The following is a 21,012-nucleotide window of genomic DNA, read 5'->3' as shown; positions in this document are numbered from 1 at the left end:
TCCCCGGTCCGGTGTCGGTGTGCCCGTCGTCGTGCGGCGGGCTCAGGAGATGCCAAGGTCGTTCTCGATGAAGGCGAAGATCTCGTCCGCGCCGGCGGAGTTGATCCGTTCGCTGACGTCGCCGGTGGCGGTACCGGCGTCAGTGGCGGCGGGCGTACCGCCGTCCGTGCCGTCCCAGCGGGCCAGCAGCGACCGCAGCCGGGCGCCGATCCGCTCCCGCCTGCCGTCGTCGTCCGGCAGGTCCGCCAACGCCGTCTCCAGGCGGTCGAGTTCACCGAGGACCCGGGCGGCGCCGTCGGTGCCCTCGGTGAGCCTGCCGCGCAGATATCCGGCCAGGGCCGTGGCGTTGGGCTGGTCGAACAGGAGCGTGGCGGGCAGTGCGAGGCCGGTGACGGCGCCGAGCCGGTTGCGCAGCTCTACGGCGGTGAGGGAGTCGAAGCCGAGGGCGTTGAAGGCCCGGCCGGCGCCGATGTTGTCGGTCGTGGCGTGGCCGAGGACCCCGGCGACCTGGGTGCGGACCAGGGTGAGCAGGGTGCGCTCCTGCTCGGCCGCCGGCTGCCCGGCGAGCCGGGCGCGCAGCGCGTCCGCGCCGTCGTCGCCGCCGTCCGCCGTCCGCGTGGCGGCCAGTGCGCGGACCTCGGGCAGGTCGGACAGCAGGGCGCTCGGCCGGGTGGCGGCGAAGCCCGCGGCGAACCGGGCCCAGTCGACGTCGGCGACGGCGACGGCGGCGTCGCGGCGGGCCAGGGCGCGGCCGATGGCGTGCGGGGCCCGCCCGGGGTCGAGCGGGGTCATGCCGCCGCGCCGCATCCGCTGCTCGGTGTCGGCGGACTGCGCGGCCATGCCGCCTCCGGCCCACGGGCCCCAGCCCAGCGACACGGCGGGCAGTCCGGCGGCCCGGCGCCGCTCGGCCAGGGCGTCCAGGTAGGCGTTGGCGGCCGCGTAGTTGGCCTGGCCGATGGTGCCGAGGGTGCCGGTCACGGAGGAGTAGAGGACGAAGGCGGTCAGCTCGCGGTCGCGGGTCAGCTCGTCCAGGTTGCGGGCGGCGGCCGGTTTGGGCCGCAGCACGGTCTCCAGGCTGTCCGGGGTCATCGTGTCGACGAGCCGGTCGTCGAGCACGCCCGCGGTGTGCACCACGGCGTCCACCGGGTGCTCGGCGAGCAGCGCGGCGAGGGCGTCGCGGTCGGCGACGTCGCAGGCGGCGATCACCAGGTCGGTGCCGGTGCCGTCGAGCGCCGCCTTCAGCGCGGCCGCGCCGTCCGATCCGGCGCCGGACCGGCTGACCGCCAGCACCCGCTCGACGCCCTGCTGCGCCAGCCAGGCGGCGGTGCGGATCCCGAGGGCGCCGGTGGCGCCGGTCAGCAGGACGGTGCCGTGCCAGTCGGTGACGGGGGTGACGGAGTCGGCGGGGACGCGTTCCAGGCGCCGCAGGAAGGTCCCGGAGCCGCGTACGGCGACCTGGTCCTCGCCGTCGCGGGCCGTGAGGACCGCGCAGAGGCGGCGGGCGACGTCCTCGGCGACCGGCGCGCCGGTGCCGGCGGGCAGGTCGACGAGGCCGCCCCAGCCGACCGGGTACTCCAGGGCCGCGGTGCGGCCGAAGCCCCAGACGGCGGCCTGTTCGGGTGACTCGGGTGCCTCCTGGGCGTGGACGCCGACGGCGCCCGCCGTCAGGCACCACAGGGGTGCCGGGGAGCCGGCGGTGTCGAGCGCCTGGGTGAGGGCGAGGGTGGCGGCGAGGCCGCTCGGGGTGGCCGGACGGCCGGGCAGCGGCCGTACGTCGGCGGCGAGCAGCGACAGGACGCCGGTCACCGCGGTCCCGTCGATGTCCTTCAACCGCTCTGCGAGCACGGTCCGTTCGGCGGTGGTGCAGTCCACCGGCAGCAGTACCGTCTCGGCGCCGTGGGCGCGCAGGGCGGCGGCGACGGAGGCGGCCCAGGGGCCGTCGGCCAGGGTGTCGGGCACCGGCAGCAGCCAGGTGCCGGTGAGGGCGGCGGCGGATGCGTCGGCGGTGGGTTTCCACACCACCCGGTGCTCGCGGCCCGCCTCCTCGGCGGCCTGCCGGCCCTCGCGGCGCCAGGACGCCAGCGCGGGCAGTACGGCGTCCAGGGAGGCGGCCGGGTCGAGGCCGAGGCGGGCGGCCAGGTCCTGCGGGTCGCCCTGCTCGACCAGCTCCCAGAAGCCGTCGTCGTCGCTCGCGGCCGCCTTGGCGGAGGACTCCAGCCAGTAGCGCTCGCGCTGGAAGGCGTACGTCGGCAGGTCGGCGGTGCGGCGGGCGGCGGGGTCGGTCAGCCGGGCCGGGTCGGCCCCGGCGCCGCACGCGTACAGGAGGCCCGCCGCGAGCAGGGCGGTGCGGCGGTCGTCGCCGTCGCGGCGCAGCAGCGGCAGCGCGGTGAGGGCGGCGGGGTCGGCGGCGCTGTCGGCGACCATGGTGGTGAGGGTGGCGTCGGGGCCGAGTTCGACGTACGTGGTGACGCCGGACTCCTCCAGGGCGCGCACTCCGTCGCGGAAGCGGACGGCCTCGCGGACGTGCCGGGTCCAGTAGGCGGCGGTGCGCAGGTCGTCGCCCTCGGCGAACCGTCCGGTGACGTTGGAGACGACCGGGGTGACCGGCTCGGCGTAGGTGACGGACGCGGCGATCTGTCCGAACGCGTCGAGCATGGCGTCCATGCGGGGCGAGTGGAAGGCGTGGCTGACGGCGAGGCGCCGGGTGCGGCGGCCGCGGGCGGTGAACTCGGCGGCGACGCGCTCCACTTCGGTCTCGTCGCCGGAGACGACGACGGAGGCGGGGCCGTTGACGGCGGCGATGCCGACGCGGCCGGTGGGCCCGTCGCCGGCCAGCAGGGGCAGTACCTCGTCCTCCGTCGCCTCGACGGCGGTCATCGCGCCGCCCTCGGGCAGCGCCTGCATCAGCCGGCCGCGTGCCGCGACGAGGGCGCAGGCGTCCTCGAGGGTGAGGATGCCCGCGGCGTGGGCGGCGGTGAGTTCGCCGACGGAGTGTCCGGCGAGGGCGTCGGGGCGGGCGCCCCAGGAGTGGACGAGGGCGTGGGCGGCGGTGCCCACGGCGAACAGGGCGGCCTGGGTGTAGGCGGTGCGGCCGAGGAGTTCGGCTTCGGGGGTGCCGTCGGTGCTGAGGACGACCTCCCGCAGCGGGGGGCCGTCGAGGTGCCGGCCGAGGTGCTTGTCGAGTTCGGCGCAGACCCGGTCGAACGTCTCGGCGTACACCGGGTACGTCTCGTACAGTCCGCGGCCCATGCCGGGGCGCTGGGCGCCCTGGCCGGAGAACAGGAACGCCGTCCTGCCGCCGGTGCCGGTGACCGCGGTGACCGTGCCCGCGGTGACCGTGCCGGGGGCGGCCGGGCCGCCCTGGCCGAGGGTGTCGAGTGCGGCGAGCAGTTCGGTGGTGTGGGCGGCGACGGTGGCGGCGCGGTGGTCGAGGGCGTGGCGGGCCTCGGTGAGGGTGCGGGCGAGGTCGCGCGGGTCGGTGGCGGGGTGGGCGAGGAGGTGGGCGCGGAGGCGGGCGGCCTGGGCGCGGAGGGCGTCGGGGGTGTGGCCGGAGAGGGTGAACAGGCGGGGTTCGGCGGCCGGTTCGGGCCTCGGGAGCACGGCCTTCCCGGCATCCCCGGCGTTCTCGGCGTTCCCGGTGTCCTCGGCGGGGGGCTCCTCCAGGATGACGTGGGCGTTGCTGCCGCTGATGCCGAAGGAGGACACGCCGGCGCGGCGCGGCCGGGCGGGGTCGGCGGGCCAGGGGCGGGGCTCGGTGAGGAGTTCGACGGCGCCGCCGGTCCAGTCGACGTGCCGGGAGGGCTCGGTGACGTGGAGGGTGCGGGGCAGTTCGCCGTGCCGCATCGCCATGATCATCTTGATGACTCCGGCGGCGCCGGCCGCGGCCTGGGTGTGGCCGAAGTTGGACTTGGCGGAGCCGAGCAGCAGCGGCCGGCCTTCGGGGCGCTCCCTGCCGTAGGTGGCGAACAGGGCGCGGGCCTCGATGGGGTCGCCGAGGGAGGTGCCGGTGCCGTGCGCCTCGACGGCGTCGACGTCGGCCGGGGAGAGGCCGCCGGAGCCGAGGGCCTGGCGGATGACGCGTTCCTGGGAGGGGCCGTTGGGCGCGGTGAGGCCGTTGGAGGCGCCGTCCTGGTTGGTCGCGGAGCCGCGGACCACCGCCAGCACGGGGTGGCCGTGGCGGCGGGCGTCGGAGAGGCGCTCCAGGAGCAGCACGCCGACGCCCTCGGAGAAGCTGGTGCCGTCGGCGTCGTCGGAGAACGCCTTGCAGCGGCCGTCGGCGGCGAGGCCGTTCTGGGCGGTGAACTCGGTGTAGGTGCCGGGCGTCGCCATCACGGTGACGCCTCCGGCGAGCGCCATGCCGCACTCGCCGGTGCGCAGGGCGTGCGCGGCGAGGTGCAGGGCGACGAGGGCGGAGGAGCAGGCGGTGTCGACGGTCATCGTGGGGCCTTCGAGACCGAAGGTGTAGGCGACGCGGCCGGAGATGACGCTGCCGGAGACGCCGAGCCCGATGTAGCCCTCCATGCCCTCGGGGATGTCGGCGAGGCCGGAGGCGTAGCCGGAGCCCATGGCGCCGACGTAGACGCCGGTGCGGCTGCCGCGCAGCGACAGCGGGTCGATCCCGGCCCGTTCGAAGACCTCCCACGACGATTCGAGGAGCAGCCGCTGCTGGGGGTCCATGGCGAGGGCCTCGCGCGGGGAGATCCCGAACAGGGCGGCGTCGAAGTGGGTGGCGCCGTAGAGGAATCCGGCCTGGAGGCCGGGGAGCCGGTCGAGGTCCCAGCCGCGGTCGGTGGGGAACGCGGAGATGGCGTCGCCGCCCTCGGCGACGAACCGCCACAGGTCCTCGGGGGAGCTGACGCCGCCGGGGTACTGGCAGGCCATGCCGATGACGACGACGGGGTCGTCGTCGGTGGCCGCGACCACGGCGGTTTCCGACCGGACCGCGCTGCCGCCGAGTTCCTCGCGCAGATGGCGGGCGAGGGCGGCGGGGCGGGGGTGGTCGAAGACGAGGGTGGCGGGCAGCCGGAGGCCCGTCTCGGCGCCCAGACGGTTGCGCAGTTCGACGGAGGTCAGCGAGTCGAAGCCGAGGTCGCGGAAGGACTGGTCGGCGCCGACCGCTCCGGCGGAGCCGTGGCCGAGGGCGGTGGCCGCGTGGCGGCGCACCAGGTCGAGCAGCAGGCGCTCCTGCTCGGCGGGTTCGAGTCCGGTCAGTCTGGCGGCGAGGCGCGGGGCGTCCCCGGCGTCCGCCGCGACGGTGCGGCGGGCGGGGACGCGGACCAGGCCGCGCAGCAGGACGGGGAGCCGTCCGGCGCCGGCCGCGCCGCGCAGGGCGGCGGTGTCGAGCCGGAGCGGGGCGAGCAGCGGCTCGTCGGTGGCGAGGGCCGCGTCGAGGAGGGCGAGGCCCTGTTCGGCGGTGAGGGCGGGCAGTCCGGAGGCGGCGATGCGCTGGACGTCGTCGGCGCCGAGTCCGCCGCTCATGCCGCCGTCGCCCTCCCACAGGGTCCAGGCGAGGGAGGTCGCGGGCAGTCCGTGTGCCCGGCGGTGCTGGGCGAGGGCGTCGAGGACGGTGTTGGCGGCGGCGTAGTTGGCCTGTCCGGCGCCGCCGAGGAGTCCGGAGGCGGAGGAGAACAGCACGAACGCCGTCAGACCGGCGTCCCGGGTGGCGTGGTGCAGGGCGAGCGCGGAGGCCGCCTTGGCGCGCAGCACGGCGGTCAGGCGTTCGGGGGTGAGGGAGGCGAACACGCCGTCGTCGAGGAGTCCGGCGGTGTGGACGACGCCGCGCAGCGGGCGGTCGGTGGGGATGCCGGCGAGCAGCGCGGCGAGCGCCTCGGGGTCGGCGGTGTCGCAGGCCGCCACGGTCGCTTCGGCGCCGAGCGCGCCGAGTTCGGCGACGAGTGCGTCGGCGCCGGGGGCGGCGGGGCCCCGCCGGGAGGCGAGGACGAGGCCGCGTACGCCGTGCCGGGTGACGAGGTGGCGGGCGACCAGGGCGCCGAGGAATCCGGTGCCGCCGGTGATCAGGACGGTGCCCTCGGGGTCCCAGGGGCTGTCCCCGGCGGGGGGCGGGTTGAGGCGGGTCAACCTCGGTATGAGCAACCGGCCTTCACGGAGCGCGAGTTGCGTCTCACCGGTGGCGAGGGCGGCGGCCAGGACCGGAGCGGTGAGGGGCTCGGTGCCGGTGTCGAGGAGGACCAGGCGGCCGGGGTTCTCGGTCTGCGCGGAGCGGACCAGGCCCCAGGCAGCGGCGGCGGCCGGGTCGGGTACGTCCTCCCCGTCCCGTACGGCGACGGCGCCCGCGGTGAGGACGACGAGCGGGGCGTCGGCGGCGAGCCAGGTCCGGACCGTCTCCAGGACGTGCACGGCGACCGTGTCGAGCTCTCCGGCGGGCACGGGCAGCAGTACGGCGTCGACCGCCTCGCCCTCGGGCAGCTCGCCCGGCCCGGCCACCCGGGGCCAGGCGGTGTCGAGACGGGCGTCGGGATCGGGGCGGCCGTCGATGCCGGGGCGGCCGTCGGTGTCCCCGGCGACGTACCACCGGCCCGCCGCGGAAGTCCCCCCGCTCTCCACGGGGTTCCACGTCACCCGGTGCAGTGCCCCGGCGCCCTGCGGTACGGCTCCCCGCAGGGCGTCCGGGGAGACGGGGCGGGAGACGAGCGTGCCGACGCTCGCCACCGGGCGGCCCTCAAAGTCGGCGAGGGACAGGGTGACCCCGCTCGCCCCGGACGGCTCGATCCGTACCCGCAGCCGGGCGGCGCCGACGGCGTGCAGCCGGACCCCGCTCCACGAGAACGGCAGCCCGACCCCGGTACCCGGGCCGCTCCCGCCGCCCTCCGCCGGACCGGCGAGCTGGGCGTGCAGGGCCGCGTCGAGCAGCGCGGGGTGGAGGCCGTAGCGTGCCGCCTCCTTGTGCTGGTCCTCGGGCAGGGCGACCTCGGCGTACCAGGCGCCGCCCGCCCGCCAGGCGGCCTTCAGGCCCTGGAAGACGGGGCCGTACTGGTAGCCGGTGGCGGCGAGGGCGTCGTAGAAGCCGTCGAGCGGGACGGCGGTGGCGCCGGGCGGCGGCCAGGCGGCCAGGTCGGAGGACGGTTCCCCCGGCGCGCCGTCGGCGAGGACGGCGGAGGCGTGCCGCGTCCACTCACCGTCGATGCCCGCGGTGCCGCCGGTGCCGTCGGAGGTCTCGGGGCGGCCGTGCACGGTCAGGGTGCGGCGGCCCGTGGAGTCCGGGGCGCCGACGACCAGTTGCAGCTGGACCGCGCCCTTCTCCGGCAGGACGAGCGGCGCTTCCAGGGTGAGTTCCTCCAGCAGGTCGCAGCCCGCCGTGTCGCCCGCGTGCAGGGCGAGTTCGGCGAACGCGGTGCCGGGCAGCAGGATCGCGCCGGAGACGGTGTGGTCGGCGAGCCAGGGCTGGGTGCGGGTGGAGAGGAGCCCGGTGAGCAGCACCCGGTCCTCGTCGGCGACCCGGACGACGGCGCTCAGCAGGGGGTGTCCGGTGCTGCCGAGCCCGGCGGCGGTGAGGTCACCGGCGGCGCGGGCGCTCATCCGCAGCCAGTAGGTGCCGCGCTGGAAGGCGTACGTGGGCAGCTCGACGCGTGTCTGTCCGGCGGGGGCCGGGCCGGTGAGCCGCTGCCAGTCGACGGGGGCGCCGTGGGCGAAGAGACCGGCGACGGCGGTGAGCAGCGTCCGCGCCTCGGGCCGGTCCTTGCGCAGGGCTGCGAGGCAGACCCGCTCGGTGGTGTCGTCGGGCAGACAGGTGCGGGCCAGCGCGGTGAGCGTGGTGTCGGGGCCGATCTCCAGGAAGCGGCTGACGCCGTGCCCGGCGAGCCAGGAGACGCCGTCGGCGAAGCGGACGGGCTGCCGCAGATGGCGGACCCAGTAGTCGGGGGAGCGCAGTTCGGCGGGGGTGGCGGGGCGGCCGGTGAGGTTGGAGACGACGGTGAGGCGCGGCTCGTGCCAGGTGACGGACTCGGCGACGGCGCGGAACGCGTCGAGCGCGGCGTCCATCCGGGCGCTGTGGAACGCGTGGCTGACGTCGAGGCGCCTGGTGCGCCGTCCGCGGGCGCGCAGCTGCTCGGCGACCTCTTCCACGGCGGTCTCGTCGCCCGAGAGCACGGTGGAGGCGGGGCCGTTGACGGCGGCGATGCCGACGGCGGGGCCGCGGCCCTCCAGGAGGGGCAGCACCTCGTCCTCGGTGGCCTCCACGGAGATCATGGCGCCGCCGGCCGGCAGTGCCTGCATGATCCGGCCGCGGGCCGCGACCAGCCGGCAGGCGTCCTTCAGCGACCACACCCCGGCGACGTGTGCGGCGGACAGCTCGCCCAGCGAATGCCCCACCAGATAGCGGGGCTTGACGCCCCACGACTCCAGCAGGCGGTACAGGGCGACCTCTACGGCGAAGAGGGCGGGCTGGGTGAGGTCGGTGCGGTCGAGGGCGCCCGGGTCGGCCGCCTTGAACACCAGGTCCTTGAGAGAGCGGCCCAGTTCGGTGTCGAGGTGGGTGCCGATCTCGTCGAAGGCGGCGGCGAACGCGGGGAAGGTCTCGTACAGCTCCCTTCCCATGCCGGGGCGTTGGGCGCCCTGGCCGGAGAACAGGAAGGCGGTGGCGCCGCGCAGGGCCCGGCCGGTGACGACGTCCGGTACGGACGCTCCGTCCTCGGCCTCCGCGAGTCCGCTCAGCGCGGCCGTGCGGTCCTCGGCGAGGACGACCGCGCGGTGCTCGAACAGCTGGCGGGTGGTGAGGAGGGCGCGGGCCACGGCGGCGGGGTCGGCCGCCGCGGCGCCGGGGTCGGCGGCGAGCCGGGCGGCCTGGCCGCGCAGGGCGGCGGCGCTGCGGGCGGAGACGATCCAGGGGACTGTCCCGGGGGCGGTCGCCGGTGCGGCGGCGGGTGCCTCCTCCGGCGCCTCCGGAGCCGTGCCGACCGGCTCTTCGGCGGGCGCCGACTCCAGGATCGTATGGGCGTTGGTGCCGCTGATGCCGAACGACGAGACGGCGGCCCGGCGGGGGCGGTCGCCCGTCGCGGGCCACTCGGCGGGCTCGGTGAGCAGCCGGACGTGGCCCGCCGACCAGTCGACGTGGGTGGACGGTTCGCTGACGTGCAGGGTGCGGGGCAGCCGGCCGTGCCGCAGCGCCATGACCGTCTTGATGACGCTGGCGACACCGGCCGCCGCCTGGGTGTGGCCGAGGTTGGACTTCAGGGAGCCGAGCAGCAGCGGGTTGTCGGCGGTGTGGGCCTGGCCGTAGGTGGCGAGGAGGGCCTGGGCCTCGATGGGGTCGCCGAGGGAGGTGCCGGTGCCGTGGGCGTCGACGGCGTCGACGTCGGCGGCGGTGAGCCCGGCGCTCGCGAGGGCCTGTTCGATGACGCGCTGCTGGGCGGGGCCGTTGGGCGCGGTGAGGCCGTTGGAGGCGCCGTCGGAGTTGACGGCGGAGCCGCGTACGACGGCGAGGACGGGGTGGCCGTTGCGCCGGGCGTCGGAGAGCCGCTCGACGAGCAGCATGCCGACGCCCTCGGACCAGCCGGTGCCGTCGGCGTCGTCGGAGAACGCCTTGCAGCGGCCGTCGGGGGCGAGGCCGCGCTGCCGGCTGAACTCGAAGAGCAGCCCGGGGGTGGCCATGACGGCGACGCCGCCCGCCATCGCGAGGTCGCACTCGCCGGACCTCAGGGCCTGTACGGCCCAGTGCAGGGCGACGAGGCTGGAGGAGCAGGCGGTGTCGACGGTGACGGTGGGGCCTTCGAGGCCGAGGACGTAGGAGATGCGGCCGGAGGCGACGGAGGTGGCGTTGCCCGCGAGCATCAGCCCGTGCACGTCCTCGGGCACCTCGACCGGTCCCTGGCCGTAGCCGGAGCCGGCGGCGCCGACGAAGACGCCGGTGGCGCTGCCGCGCAGTGCGGCGGGCGGGATGCCGGCCCGCTCCAGCAGCTCCCAGGACGCCTCCAGGAGCAGCCGCTGCTGGGGGTCGGTGGCGAGGGCCTCGCGGGGGCTCATCCCGAAGAAGGCGGCGTCGAAGGCGGCGGCCTCGCGCAGATAGCCGCCCTCGCGGGTGGAGAAGGTGCCGGGCTTGTCCGGGTCGGGGTCGAAGCGGTCCTCGATGTCCCAGCCGCGGTCGTCGGGCAGCGGTCCGATGGCGTCGCCGCCCTCGTCGACGAGGCGCCACAGGTCTTCGGGGGTGCCGACCGAGCCGGGGAAGCGGCAGCTCATCGCGACGACGGCGATGGGTTCGCGCTGCCGGTCCTCGACGTCCTGGAGCTGGCGGCGGGTCTGCCGCAGCTCCGCCGTCACCCGCTTGAGGTATTCGACGTACTTGCTGTCGTTGCCGGCGTCAGCCACGTGTGTCACTTCCTTGACCCGGGCCGGGCAGCGTGCCCAGCTCCCTGTCGATGAGGTCGAACAGCTCGTCGGCGGTCTCCACCGCGTCCAGTTCTCCGTCGTCGCCCTCGGCGGCGGCCTCGGCCGCCGCGGTGACGGTGACCTGCTCGCCCGACCAGCGGGTCAGCAGGTCCCGCAGCCGTTCGGTGACGCGGGCGTGGTCGTCGGCGTCGACGCCGGTGGTGAGGTCCGTGCCGCCGAGGGCGGCGTCCAGCCGGTCCAGCTCGGCCAGCAGGGCCTGGGCGCCGCCGGGGGCGTCGGGCAGGTCGAGGCCGGTGAGCAGATGGCGGACCAGGGCGGTGGGCGTCGGGTAGTCGAAGACGAGGGTCGCCGGGAGCCGCAGTGCGGTGACGGCGCCGAGACGGTTGCGGAGTTCGACCGCGGTGAGCGAGTCGAAGCCGAGTTCCTTGAAGGTCTGGTCGGGCTCGACGAGGTCGGCGGAGGCGTGGCCGAGGACGGCCGCGGCCTGTTCGGCGACCGCGTCGAGCAGCAGCAGTTCGCGGTCGGCGGCGGCCAGCGGGGCCAGCCGCTCGGCGAGGGTCTGCATCGCGCCGGCGCCGCCGGTGGCGGTGGTGGTGGTCTCGGCGCGGCGGCGGGCGGGGGCCTTGACCATGCCGCGCAGCAGCGGCGGCAGGACGTCGGCGTGCTCGCGCAGGGCGGTGTGGTCGAGGTCCATGGGCAGCAGTACGGCGCGGTCGGTGGCCGGGCCCGTGTCGAGCAGCCGCATGCCGAGGGCGGCGTCGAGCGGGACCATGCCGGTCCTGGCGTGCCGGTCGCGGTCGGCCTGGCCGAGTTCGCCGGTCATGCCCGCCTCGGGCAGCCAGGTGCCCCAGGCGAGCGTGGTGGCGGGCAGGCCGAGGTCGCGGCGGTGGTGGGCGAAGGCGTCCAGGAAGGCGTTGGCGGCCGAGTAGTTGGCCTGTCCGGCGCCGCCGAAGGTGCCGGCGACGGAGGAGAACACCACGAACCGGGCGAGGTCCAGGTCGCGGGTCAGCTCGTGCAGGGCGGTCACGGCGTCGGCCTTGGGCCGCAGGGAGGCGTCGACGCGTTCGGGGGTCATGGAGGAGATCACGCCGTCCGCGAGGACACCCGCCGTGTGGATGACGGCGGTCAGCGGATGCGCGTCGGGTACGGCGGCGAGCAGCGCGGCGAGCGCGTCCCGGTCGGCGACGTCGCAGGCGGCGACGGTGACCTCGGCGCCCAGCCCGGTCAGCTCCGCCTGGAGTTCGGCGGCGCCGGGCGCGTCCGGTCCCTTGCGGCCCGCGAGCACCAGGTGGCGTACGCCGTGCTCGGCGACCAGGTGGCGGGCGGTGATGCGGCCGAGGCCGCCGGTGCCGCCGGTGATCAGGACGGTGCCGTCGGGGTCGACGGCGACCGGCATCGTGAGGACGACCTTGCCGATGTGGCGGGCCTGGCTGAGGTGGCGGAACGCGTCGGGCGCGCGCCGCACGTCGAACACGGTCAGCGGCAGCGGCGGCAGCGCGCCCGCCTCGAACAGGGCGAGCAGCTCGCGCAGGATCGCGCCGATGCGGTCGGGGCCGGCCTCGACGAGGTCGAACGCCTGGTAGGCGACGCCCGGGTGGTCGGCGGCGACCTGTGCGGGGTCGCGGACGTCGGTCTTGCCCATCTCCAGGAAGCGTCCGCCGCGCGGCAGCAGCCGCAGCGAGGCGTCCACGAACTCCCGGGCCAGCGAGTCGAGTACGACGTCCACGCCGCGTCCGCCGGTGGCCTCCAGGAACAGTTTCCCGAAGCCGAGGTCGCGGGACGAGGCGAGGTGGGCGTCGTCGAGGCCCGCCGCGCGCAGCGCGTCCCACTTGCCGGGGCTCGCGGTGCCGTAGACCTCGGCGCCGAGGTGGCGGGCGAGGTGCAGGGCGGCGGTGCCGACCCCGCCGGCGGCGGCGTGCACCAGCACGGACTGGCCGGGGTGCAGCCCGCCGAGGTCGACGAGGCCGTAGTAGGCGGTGAGGTAGGCGATGGGCACGGTGGCGGCCTGGGCGAAGCTCCAGCCGCGCGGGATGCGGACGACCATCCGCTCGTCGGCGACGGCGAGCGGGCCGAACGCCCCGGCGAACATGCCCGTCACCCGGTCACCGGGCGTGAACTCACACACCTCGGATCCGACTTCGGTGATGACGCCGGCGCCTTCGAGGCCGATCGCGGTGGCGTCGCCCGGGTACATGCCGAGCGCGGTGAGCACGTCGCGGAAGTTGACGCCCGCGGCGCGCATCGAGATACGGACCTCGCGGGGCGCGAGCGGCGCGGTGGCGTCGGGGCACTCGGCCAGCCGCAGGCTCTCCAGCGTGCCGCGCTCCTCGACCCCGAGCCGCCAGGCCGCCGTCCCCGCGGGTTCGGCGAGTGCCCGCCGCGGGTCGAGCGGCACGATCCGCGGGGCGGTCACCGCGCCTTCCCTGACGGCGAGTTCGAGACTGCCGGTGGCGAGCGCGGCGGGCAGTACGGCGGCGGAGGCCGGGTCGGTGTCGAGGTCGGCGAGGAGGAACCGGCCGGGGTTCTCGGAGCGGGCCGCGCGGACCAGGCCCCAGACGGTGGCCTGCGCCGGGTCGGCGGGACGGACCGAGACCCGCATGGCGTCCCGGGTGACGACGGCCAGCCGGGCGTGCGCGAAGAGAGGCTCGTCGAGCCATTCCTGGACGAGGGCCAGGGTGGTGTGGGCGGTGCGGCGGGCCGCCTCCGCCAGGTCGGCTCCGGCCTCCGTGACCGGCAGGGCCAGGAGCACGGTCTCCGGGATCCCGGCCCCGGAGGCGGCGAGGGCGGCCAGGTCGGCGTGCACCGTCGCCTTCACACCCGCGCGCTCCCACTGGGCCGCCAGCCGGTCGGCCTCGGCACCGCCGATCAGGCACACGTCCTGGGCGGCGGCCCTGGACGTGTCCACCGTGACCGGCGTCCAGTCCAGCTCGTACAGGCCCTCCTGGCGGGCGGCGCCGATCGTCGATCCGGCGACGTCGCCGGTGAGTTCGCGGAAGGTGAGCGAGCCGACGGTGGCGACGGTCCGGCCGGACGGGTCGGCTAGCGCCAGGCTCACCGACTCCTCGCCCTCCTGGACCATCCGCACCCGCAGGGTGTCGGCGCCGGACGCGGTGAGGTGGACGCCGTTCCAGGAGAACGGCAGCCGTCCCGCGTCCTTCATCGGCACGAACATCACCGCGTGCAGGGCGGCGTCCAGCAGCGCGGGGTGCAGGTCGAAGGCACCGGCGGCCGGGTCGGCGTCCTCGGGCAGCGCGACCTCGGCGAACACCTCCTCGCCTCGCGTCCACACCGACTTCAGGCCCTGGAAGAGCGGTCCGTAGAGGTGGCCGCGCTCGGCGAAACGGTCGTAGAAGCCGTCGAGCGGCACCTCGGCGGCGCCGTCCGGGGGCCAGACGGCGAAGTCGTAGGACTCCTGCGGCGCCTCGCCACCGCTGGTGAGCAGACCGGACGCGTGCAGGACCCACGGCCGGCTGTCGGCGTCGCTGTCGTCGGCGGGCTCGGGACGGGCGTGCACGGAGAGCGGGCGGGCGCCGGTCGCGTCGGGCTCCGCCACGTGCAACTGGAGCTGTACGGCGCCGTGTCCGGGCAGCGGGAGCGGGCTGAGGATGGTCAGCTCCTCCACCCGGTCGCAGCCGACCTGGTCGGCGACGTGCAGGGCCAGGTCGAGGAAGCCGGTGGCCGGGAAGAGGGCGGTGCTGGTGAGCGCGTGGTCGGCGAGCCAGGCCTGGCCGCGCAGCGAGAGGCGGCCGGTGAAGAGCCGCTGGTCGGTCCCGGCGGGCGCGATCTCGGCACCGAGCAGCGGGTGCGCGGCGCTGCCGAGCCCGGCCGAGCCGACGTCGCCGAGCAGCCGGGGCGGCCGGGGCCAGAAGCGCTGCCGCTGGAAGGGGTACGTCGGCAGCTCGGTGGTGCGGGCCCCGGTGCCGTCGAAGAGGCGGGCCCAGTCGATGTCGACGCCCTTCACGAACGCCTGGGCGAGTCCGCCGAGCAGGGCCTCGGGCTCGGGGCGGTCCTTGCGGAGGACGGGGACGAGCGTCGCGTTCTCGCCGTCGGCCACCACGGAGGCGGCGAGGGCGGTGAGGGTGCCGTCGGGGCCGAGCTCCAGGAAGCGGCGGACACCGCGCTCCTCCAGCGCCCGGATCCCGTCGGCGAACCGGACGGCCTCGCGGACGTGGCGGACCCAGTACTCGGGGGACTCCAGTTCCCCTGCGGCGGCGACCTGTCCGGAGACGTTGGAGACGACCGCCATACGGGGCCTGCCGTAAGTGATGCTCTCGGCGACGGTGCGGAAGTCGGCGAGCATCGGTTCCATGAGCGGGGAGTGGAAGGCGTGCGAGACGCGGAGGCGGGTGGTGCGGCGCCCGAGGGCGGCGATCTCCGCCGCAACCGCCTCCGCGGCGGCCTCGGTACCGGAGACGACCACGGCGCGCGGACCGTTGACCGCCGCGACCGACACGTCGTCCGTGAGGAGAGGCTTCACCTCGTCCTCGGTGGCCTCCAGGGCGAACATCGCTCCGCCGGACGGGAGTTCCTGCATCAGACGGCCACGGGCGGAGACGAGACGGCAGGCGTCGTCCAGGGACAACACCCCGGCCACGTGCGCGGCGGCCAGCTCGCCCACCGAGTGCCCGACGAGGAAGTCCGGCCGCACACCCCACGACTCGACGAGCCGGAACAGCGCGACCTCGATCGCGAACAGCGCGGGCTGCGTCCACCCGGTCCGGTTCAGCTCCTCGGCGTCCGTGCCGAAGACGACCGACTTCAGGTCTCCGTCCAGGCGGGCGCAGACCTCGTCGAAGGCGTCCGCGAACACCGGATACGCCTCGTACAACTCCCGCCCCATACCCAGCCGCTGCGAACCCTGCCCCGAGAAGAGGAACGCCAGCCTGCCCTCGCCCCGGGCGGAGCCGGTGGGGACGGTGGCGGGGTCCGGCCGGTCGTCGGCCAGGGCACGCAGGCCCTGTACGAGGGTGTCGTGGTCGTCGGCGAGGACGACCGCGCGGTGCTCGAAGACGGCGCGGTGCGCGGCGAGGGAGAGGGCCAGGTCGGCGGGGTTGCGGTCGTCCTGCGGCTGCCGGTCGAGGTGGGCGAGCAGGGCGGTCGCCTGTGCGGCGAGGGCGGCCCGGCTGCGGGCGGTGACCACGTAGGGCAGCGGGCCCGTGGGAAGGGCGGGTGCGTCCATGGGTTCGCCGGTCGCTCCGGCGGGTTCCTCCGCCGCCTCGACGATGATGTGCGCGTTGGTGCCGCTGATGCCGAAGGACGAGATGCCGGCGCGGCGGAGGTGGTCGCCGCCGGCGGGCCAGTCGACGGCGTCGGTGAGCAGCCGTACCTCGCCCGCCTCCCAGTCGACGTGGGTGGAGGGCCGGTCGACGTGCAGGGTCCTGGGCAGGATCCCGTTGCGCAGCGCCAGGACCATCTTGATCACGCCCGCGACACCCGCACCGGCCTGGGTGTGGCCGATGTTGGACTTCACGGAGCCGAGCCACAGCGGCCGGTCGGCGGGGCGCTCCCGGCCGTAGGTCGCGAGGACCGCCTGTGCCTCGATCGGGTCGCCGAGCGTCGTACCGGTGCCGTGTGCCTCGACGGCGTCCACGTCCCGCGCGGAGAGCCCGGCGTCGGCCAGCGCGGCGCGGATGACGCGCTGCTGTGCGGGTCCGCTGGGGGCGCTGAGGCCGTTGGAGGCACCGTCCTGGTTGACGGCCGAGCCGCGGACCACGGCCAGCACCGGGTGCCCGTTGCGGCGGGCGTCGGAGAGCCGCTCGACGAGCAGGATGCCGCCGCCCTCCGAGAAGCCGGTGCCGTCGGCCGCGTCGGCGAACGCCTTGCAGCGGCCGTCGCCCGACAGGCCGCCCTGGCGGCTGAAGTCGACGAACAGGCCGGGCGAGGCCATGACGGTCACGCCGCCGGCCAGCGCCAGGTCGCACTCGCCCGAGCGCAGCGACCGTACCGCCAGGTGCAGTGCCACGAGGGACGCCGAGCAGGCCGTGTCGACCGTGACCGCCGGGCCCTCCAGGCCGAAGGTGTAGGAGAGGCGGCCGGAGACGACGCTGGCGGCGTTGCCGGTGAGCATGTAGCCCTCGAAGTCCTCGCCGGAGGCGGCCAGCATGCCGGTGTAGTCCTGGCCGTTGGTGCCCGCGAACACGCCGGTGCGGCTGCCCTTCAGGGTCTTCGGGTCGATACCGGCCCGCTCGAACGCCTCCCAGGACATCTCCAGCAGCAGCCGCTGCTGCGGGTCCATGGCGACGGCCTCGCGCGGTGAGATGTTGAAGAACGCCGGGTCGAAGGCGCTGGCATCACCGATGAAGCCGCCGGTGCGGGTGGAGACGCGGCCGGATCGGCCGGGTCCGGGGTCGTGGAGCGCGTCGAGGTCCCAGCCGCGGTCCTCGGGGAACGGGACGAGTCCTTCGGCGCCGTCGAGCAGCATGGTCCACAGCTGTTCGGGGGTCCGGACCTCGCCGGGGAAGCGGCAGCCCATGGCGACGACGGCGATCGGCTCGTCGTCGCGCGGCGCGGCGACGGGCACGGGCGTCCCGGCGGCCGGCTGCGGTACCCCCGCGAGCTCGGTGAGCAGGTGGGCGGCGAGGGCGTCGCAGGTCGGGTGGTCGAAGACCAGGGTGGCGGGCAGTCTGAGGCCGGTGACGCGGTTCATGCCGTTGCGCAGTTCGACGGCGCTGAGCGAGTCGATGCCCAGGTCGGTGAAGGGGCGGCCCGGTTCGACGTCCGCGGGCGACGGGTAGCCGAGGACCTTCGCGACGTAGGAGCGGACGACGTCGAGGACGGCGTCCGCGCGCTCGTACTCGGGGAGCTGCGCGAGCCGGGCGGGCAGGGCGGACGCGTCGGTGTCGGTGCCCGCCGTGTCGGTCCGCTGGGCGCGGACGGCGTCCAAGGCGCGGCGGGCTTCGGGGAGTTCGTCGAGGAGGCGGCTTGGGCGGGGCCCGGTGAAGGCCAGGGCGTAGGTGTCCCAGCGCAGGTCGGTGACGGTGACGGCGGTGTCGTCGGCGTCGAGGGCGCGGCCGAGGGCCTCACAGGCGGACGCGGTGTCCATGGGGTGGACGCCGTAGCGGCGCATACGGTCCCCGGCGGCGTCGCCGACCATGCCGCCGTCGGCCCACAGGCCCCAGGAGACGGCGGTGGCGGGCAGGCCCTGGGCGCGCCGGTGGTGGGCGAGGGCGTCCAGGTAGGCGTTGCCGGGGGCGTAGTTGCCGAGGCCGGCGCCGCCGAGGACGCCCGCCGTGGAGGAGAACAGGACGAACGCCGACAGGTCGAGGCCGCGGGTGAGGTCGTGGAGGTGGCGGGCGGCGGTGGCCTTGCCGTGCAGGACGGGGGCCATGCGGTCGGCGGTGAGGGAGTCGATCACCCCGTCGTCGAGGGAGCCCGCGGCGTGGAACACGGCGTCCAGGGGGTGGCCGGGGTGGTCGTCGGGTATCGCGGCGAGAAGGTCCGCGAGCGCGTCCCGGTCGGCGACGTCGCAGGCGGCGAGGGTGACGTGGGCGCCGAGTGCGGTGAGTTCGTCGCGCAGGTCGGTGGCGCCGGGTGCGTCGGCGCCGCGGCGTCCGGCGAGTACGAGGTGGGTGGCGCCGCGGCCGACCAGCCAGCGGGCGACATGGGCGCCGAGGGCGCCGGTGCCGCCGGTGACGAGGACGGTGCCGCGCGGCCGCCATCCGGCCGTGCCGGTGGTGCCTGCGGTCAGGGGTGCGGGGGCGTGGACGAGGCGGCGGGCGTAGGCGCCGGAGGGGCGCAGCGCGATCTGGTCCTCGCCGTCCGGGTCGCCGAGCACGGCGGCCAGGCGGGTGGCGGTACGGATGCCGGTGCGGGTGCCTGTTCGGGTGTCGCCCCAGGTGTCGAGGTCGGCGGGGAGGTCGATGAGGCCGCCCCAGCGTTCGGCGTGTTCGAGGGCGGCGACCCGGCCGAATCCCCAGGTCAGCGCCTGCTCGGGCGCGGTGACGGTCTCCGATGCGGTGACGGCGACCGCGCCGCGCGTGGCGCACCACAGCGGGGCGTCGAGTGCCACGTCGCCGAGGGCCTGGACAAGGGCGAGGGTGCCGGCGAGGCCCTGCGGGAGGGCGGGGTGGCCGGGGTGGGGGCGCTCGTCGAGGGCGAGGAGGGAGAGGATCCCGGTCACCTCGCCGGTGTCCGCCGTCAGCAGTCCGGCGAGCGTGGCGCGGTCGGCGGTCCCGTCGGGGACGGTGACCAGCCGTACGTCGCGGGCGCCGCCGCCGGTCAGGGCCTGCCGTACGGCGGTCACGGCGGCGTCGTACGCGTCGCCGGCGGGCGCGACGAGGAGCCAGGTGCCGGACAGGGTGCCCGCGGCGCTGCCGGTGAGCGCGGTCCAGCCGACGCCGTAGCGCCAGGACTCGGTGACGGAGCGGGCCCGGCTCGCGCGCCGCCAGTCGGCCAGTGCCGGGAGTACGGCGCTCAGCGGGGCGTCGGCGCTCAGGTCGAGGGCGTCGGCGAGGGCGCCCGGGTCGCCCTGCTCGACGGTCTCCCAGAAGCGGGCCTCGGCGGGGTCGGCGGCGGTGTCGGCCCCGGTGTCCCCCGGCTGCCGTACGTTCGGCCAGTACCGCTGCTCCTGGAACGGGTAGGTCGGCACGTCGGCGGGCCGGGAGCCGGTCCCGGCGAAGACGGCCGCCCAGTCGACGGCGACGCCCTGGACGTGGGCCTCGGCGACGGAGGTGAGGAACTGGTCGAGGCCGCCCTTGTCGCGGCGCAGCGAGCCGAGGACGACGCCGTCGCCGCGGGTGGCGTCGAGGGTCTCGCGCAGGCCGACGGCGAGCACGGGGTGCGGGCCGACCTCGATGAACGTGCGGTGTCCCTCGGCGACGAGCCCGCGTACGGCCTCCTCGAAGCGGACGGTCTCACGGAGGTTGGTGTACCAGTACTCGGGGTCGAGGCCGGTGGTGTCCTGCCAGTCGCCGGTGAGGGAGGAGCGGAACGGGATCTCGGCGGCGCGCGGTGCGATGCCGGCGAGGGCGTCGAGGACGGTGGCGCGGAGGGGCTCGACCTGCGGGGAGTGGGAGCCGTAGTCGACGGCGACCTTGCGGGCGCGGACGCCGTCCCCGGTGAGGACGGTGAACAGTTCGTCGAGGGCGTCGGCGTCGCCCGAGACGACCACGGAGGCGGGCCCGTTGACGGCGGCGATCGCGAGCCGGTCGTCCCACGGGGCCATCCGGGCGCGGGTCTCGTCGGCGGTGAGCGGCACGGACATCATGCCGCCGGTCCCGGCGATCCGGGTGATGGCGCGGCTGCGCAGGGCGACGACGCGGGCGCCGTCGTCGAGGGACAGTGCCCCGGCGACGCAGGCGGCGGCGATCTCGCCCTGGGAGTGCCCGACGACGGCCGCCGGGACGACGCCGAGGGAGCGCCACAGTCCGGCGAGGGCGATCATGACCGCCCACAGTGCGGGCTGGACGACGTCGACCCGGCCGAGGTCGGCGGCGTCCTCGTCGCCGCGCAGGACGGCGATCAGCGACCAGTCCACCCAGGGTGCGAGGGCGTGTTCGCAGTCGGCGACGAGTGCGGCGAACACCGGTGACTGGGCGAGGAGTTCGCGGGCCATGCCGGTCCACTGGGCGCCCTGGCCGGGGAAGACCAGGACGGGTTCGGCGGGGGTGGCGGCGGTGACCGCGGTGATCACTGCGGGGAGGACGGTGTCCCGGCCGTCGGCGGCCAGCGCGGCGAGCGCCTCGTCCAGGGTCTCCCGGCCGTCGGCGAGGACGGCGGCACGGTACTCGAACGCGGGGCGGGTGGTGGCCTGGGCGTGGGCGACGGCGGTGAGCGCGGTGTCCGGGTGGGTGAGGAGGTGGGCGCGCAGCCGGGCGGCCTGGTCGCGCAGGGCGGCCTCGGTACGGCCGGACAGGAGGGTCGGCGCCACGGGGAGTCCGGTGGCGAAGACCGGTCCGTCCGCCGGGGTCTCCGCGGCGGCGGCGGTGGTCTCGGGTGCCTGCTCGACGATGACGTGGGCGTTGGTGCCGCTCATGCCGAACGAGGAGACACCGGCGCGGCGCGGGCGGCCGGTCTCGGGCCACTCCCGCTGCTCGGTCAGCAGCCTGACGTCGCCCGCGCTCCAGTCGACGTGCGGGGTGGGCGTGTCGGCGTGGAGGGTGCGCGGCAGGACGCCCTCGCGGATCGCCATGACCATCTTGATGATGCCGCCGACGCCCGCGGCGGCCTGGCTGTGGCCGATGTTGGACTTCAGGGAGCCGAGCCACAGCGGCCGGTCCGCGGGCCGGTCCTGGCCGTAGACGGCGATGAGGGCCTGCGCCTCGATGGGGTCGCCGAGCGTGGTGCCGGTGCCGTGCGCCTCCACGGCGTCCACCTCGGCCGGGGTGAGTCCGGCGGCGGCGAGGGCCTGCCGGATGACCCGCTGCTGGGAGGGTCCGCTGGGGGCGGTGAGGCCGTTGGAGGCGCCGTCCTGGTTGAGGGCGCTGGCGCGCAGCACGGACAGCACGGGGTGGCCGTTGCGGCGGGCGTCGGAGAGCCGTTCGAGGACGAGCATGCCGACGCCCTCGGCCCAGCTGGCACCGTCGGCGTCCGCGGAGAACGGCTTGCAGCGGCCGTCGGGGGCGAGAGCGCGCTGCCGGCTGAACTCGATGAGCGAACCCGGCGTCGACATCACGGTGACACCGCCCGCCAGGGCGAGCGAGCACTCGCCCTGGCGCAGTGCCTGGGCGGCGA

Annotated in this window: 2 protein-coding genes (1 of these 2 cut by a window edge); both read right to left on the bottom strand. The window is 76.2% G+C overall.

Annotation, left to right across the window (positions count from 1 at the left end; all coding sequences use genetic code 11):
• Positions 1-42: 42 nt before the first annotated feature.
• Positions 43-10,320, bottom strand: a complete 10,278-nt coding sequence (locus ABZ862_RS35615; protein ID WP_360967800.1) for a type I polyketide synthase — start codon at positions 10,318-10,320, stop codon at positions 43-45.
• A protein-coding gene (locus ABZ862_RS35610) for a type I polyketide synthase (RefSeq protein WP_360967797.1) crosses the window boundary here: on the bottom strand, positions 10,313-21,012 show its final stretch. 13,579 nt of this gene lie beyond the right edge of the window; 10,700 of the gene's 24,279 nt are visible here — the last part of the coding sequence; its start codon lies beyond the right edge, outside the window — the gene reads right to left on this strand; the stop codon is at positions 10,313-10,315. The genes ABZ862_RS35615 and ABZ862_RS35610 overlap by 8 nt, the downstream gene beginning before the upstream one ends.

Origin of the sequence: Streptomyces sp. NPDC047000 (assembly GCF_040644295.1) — a bacterium.
Taxonomy (GTDB): domain Bacteria; phylum Actinomycetota; class Actinomycetes; order Streptomycetales; family Streptomycetaceae; genus Streptomyces.
This window is presented reverse-complemented; position numbering and strand designations above follow the sequence as displayed.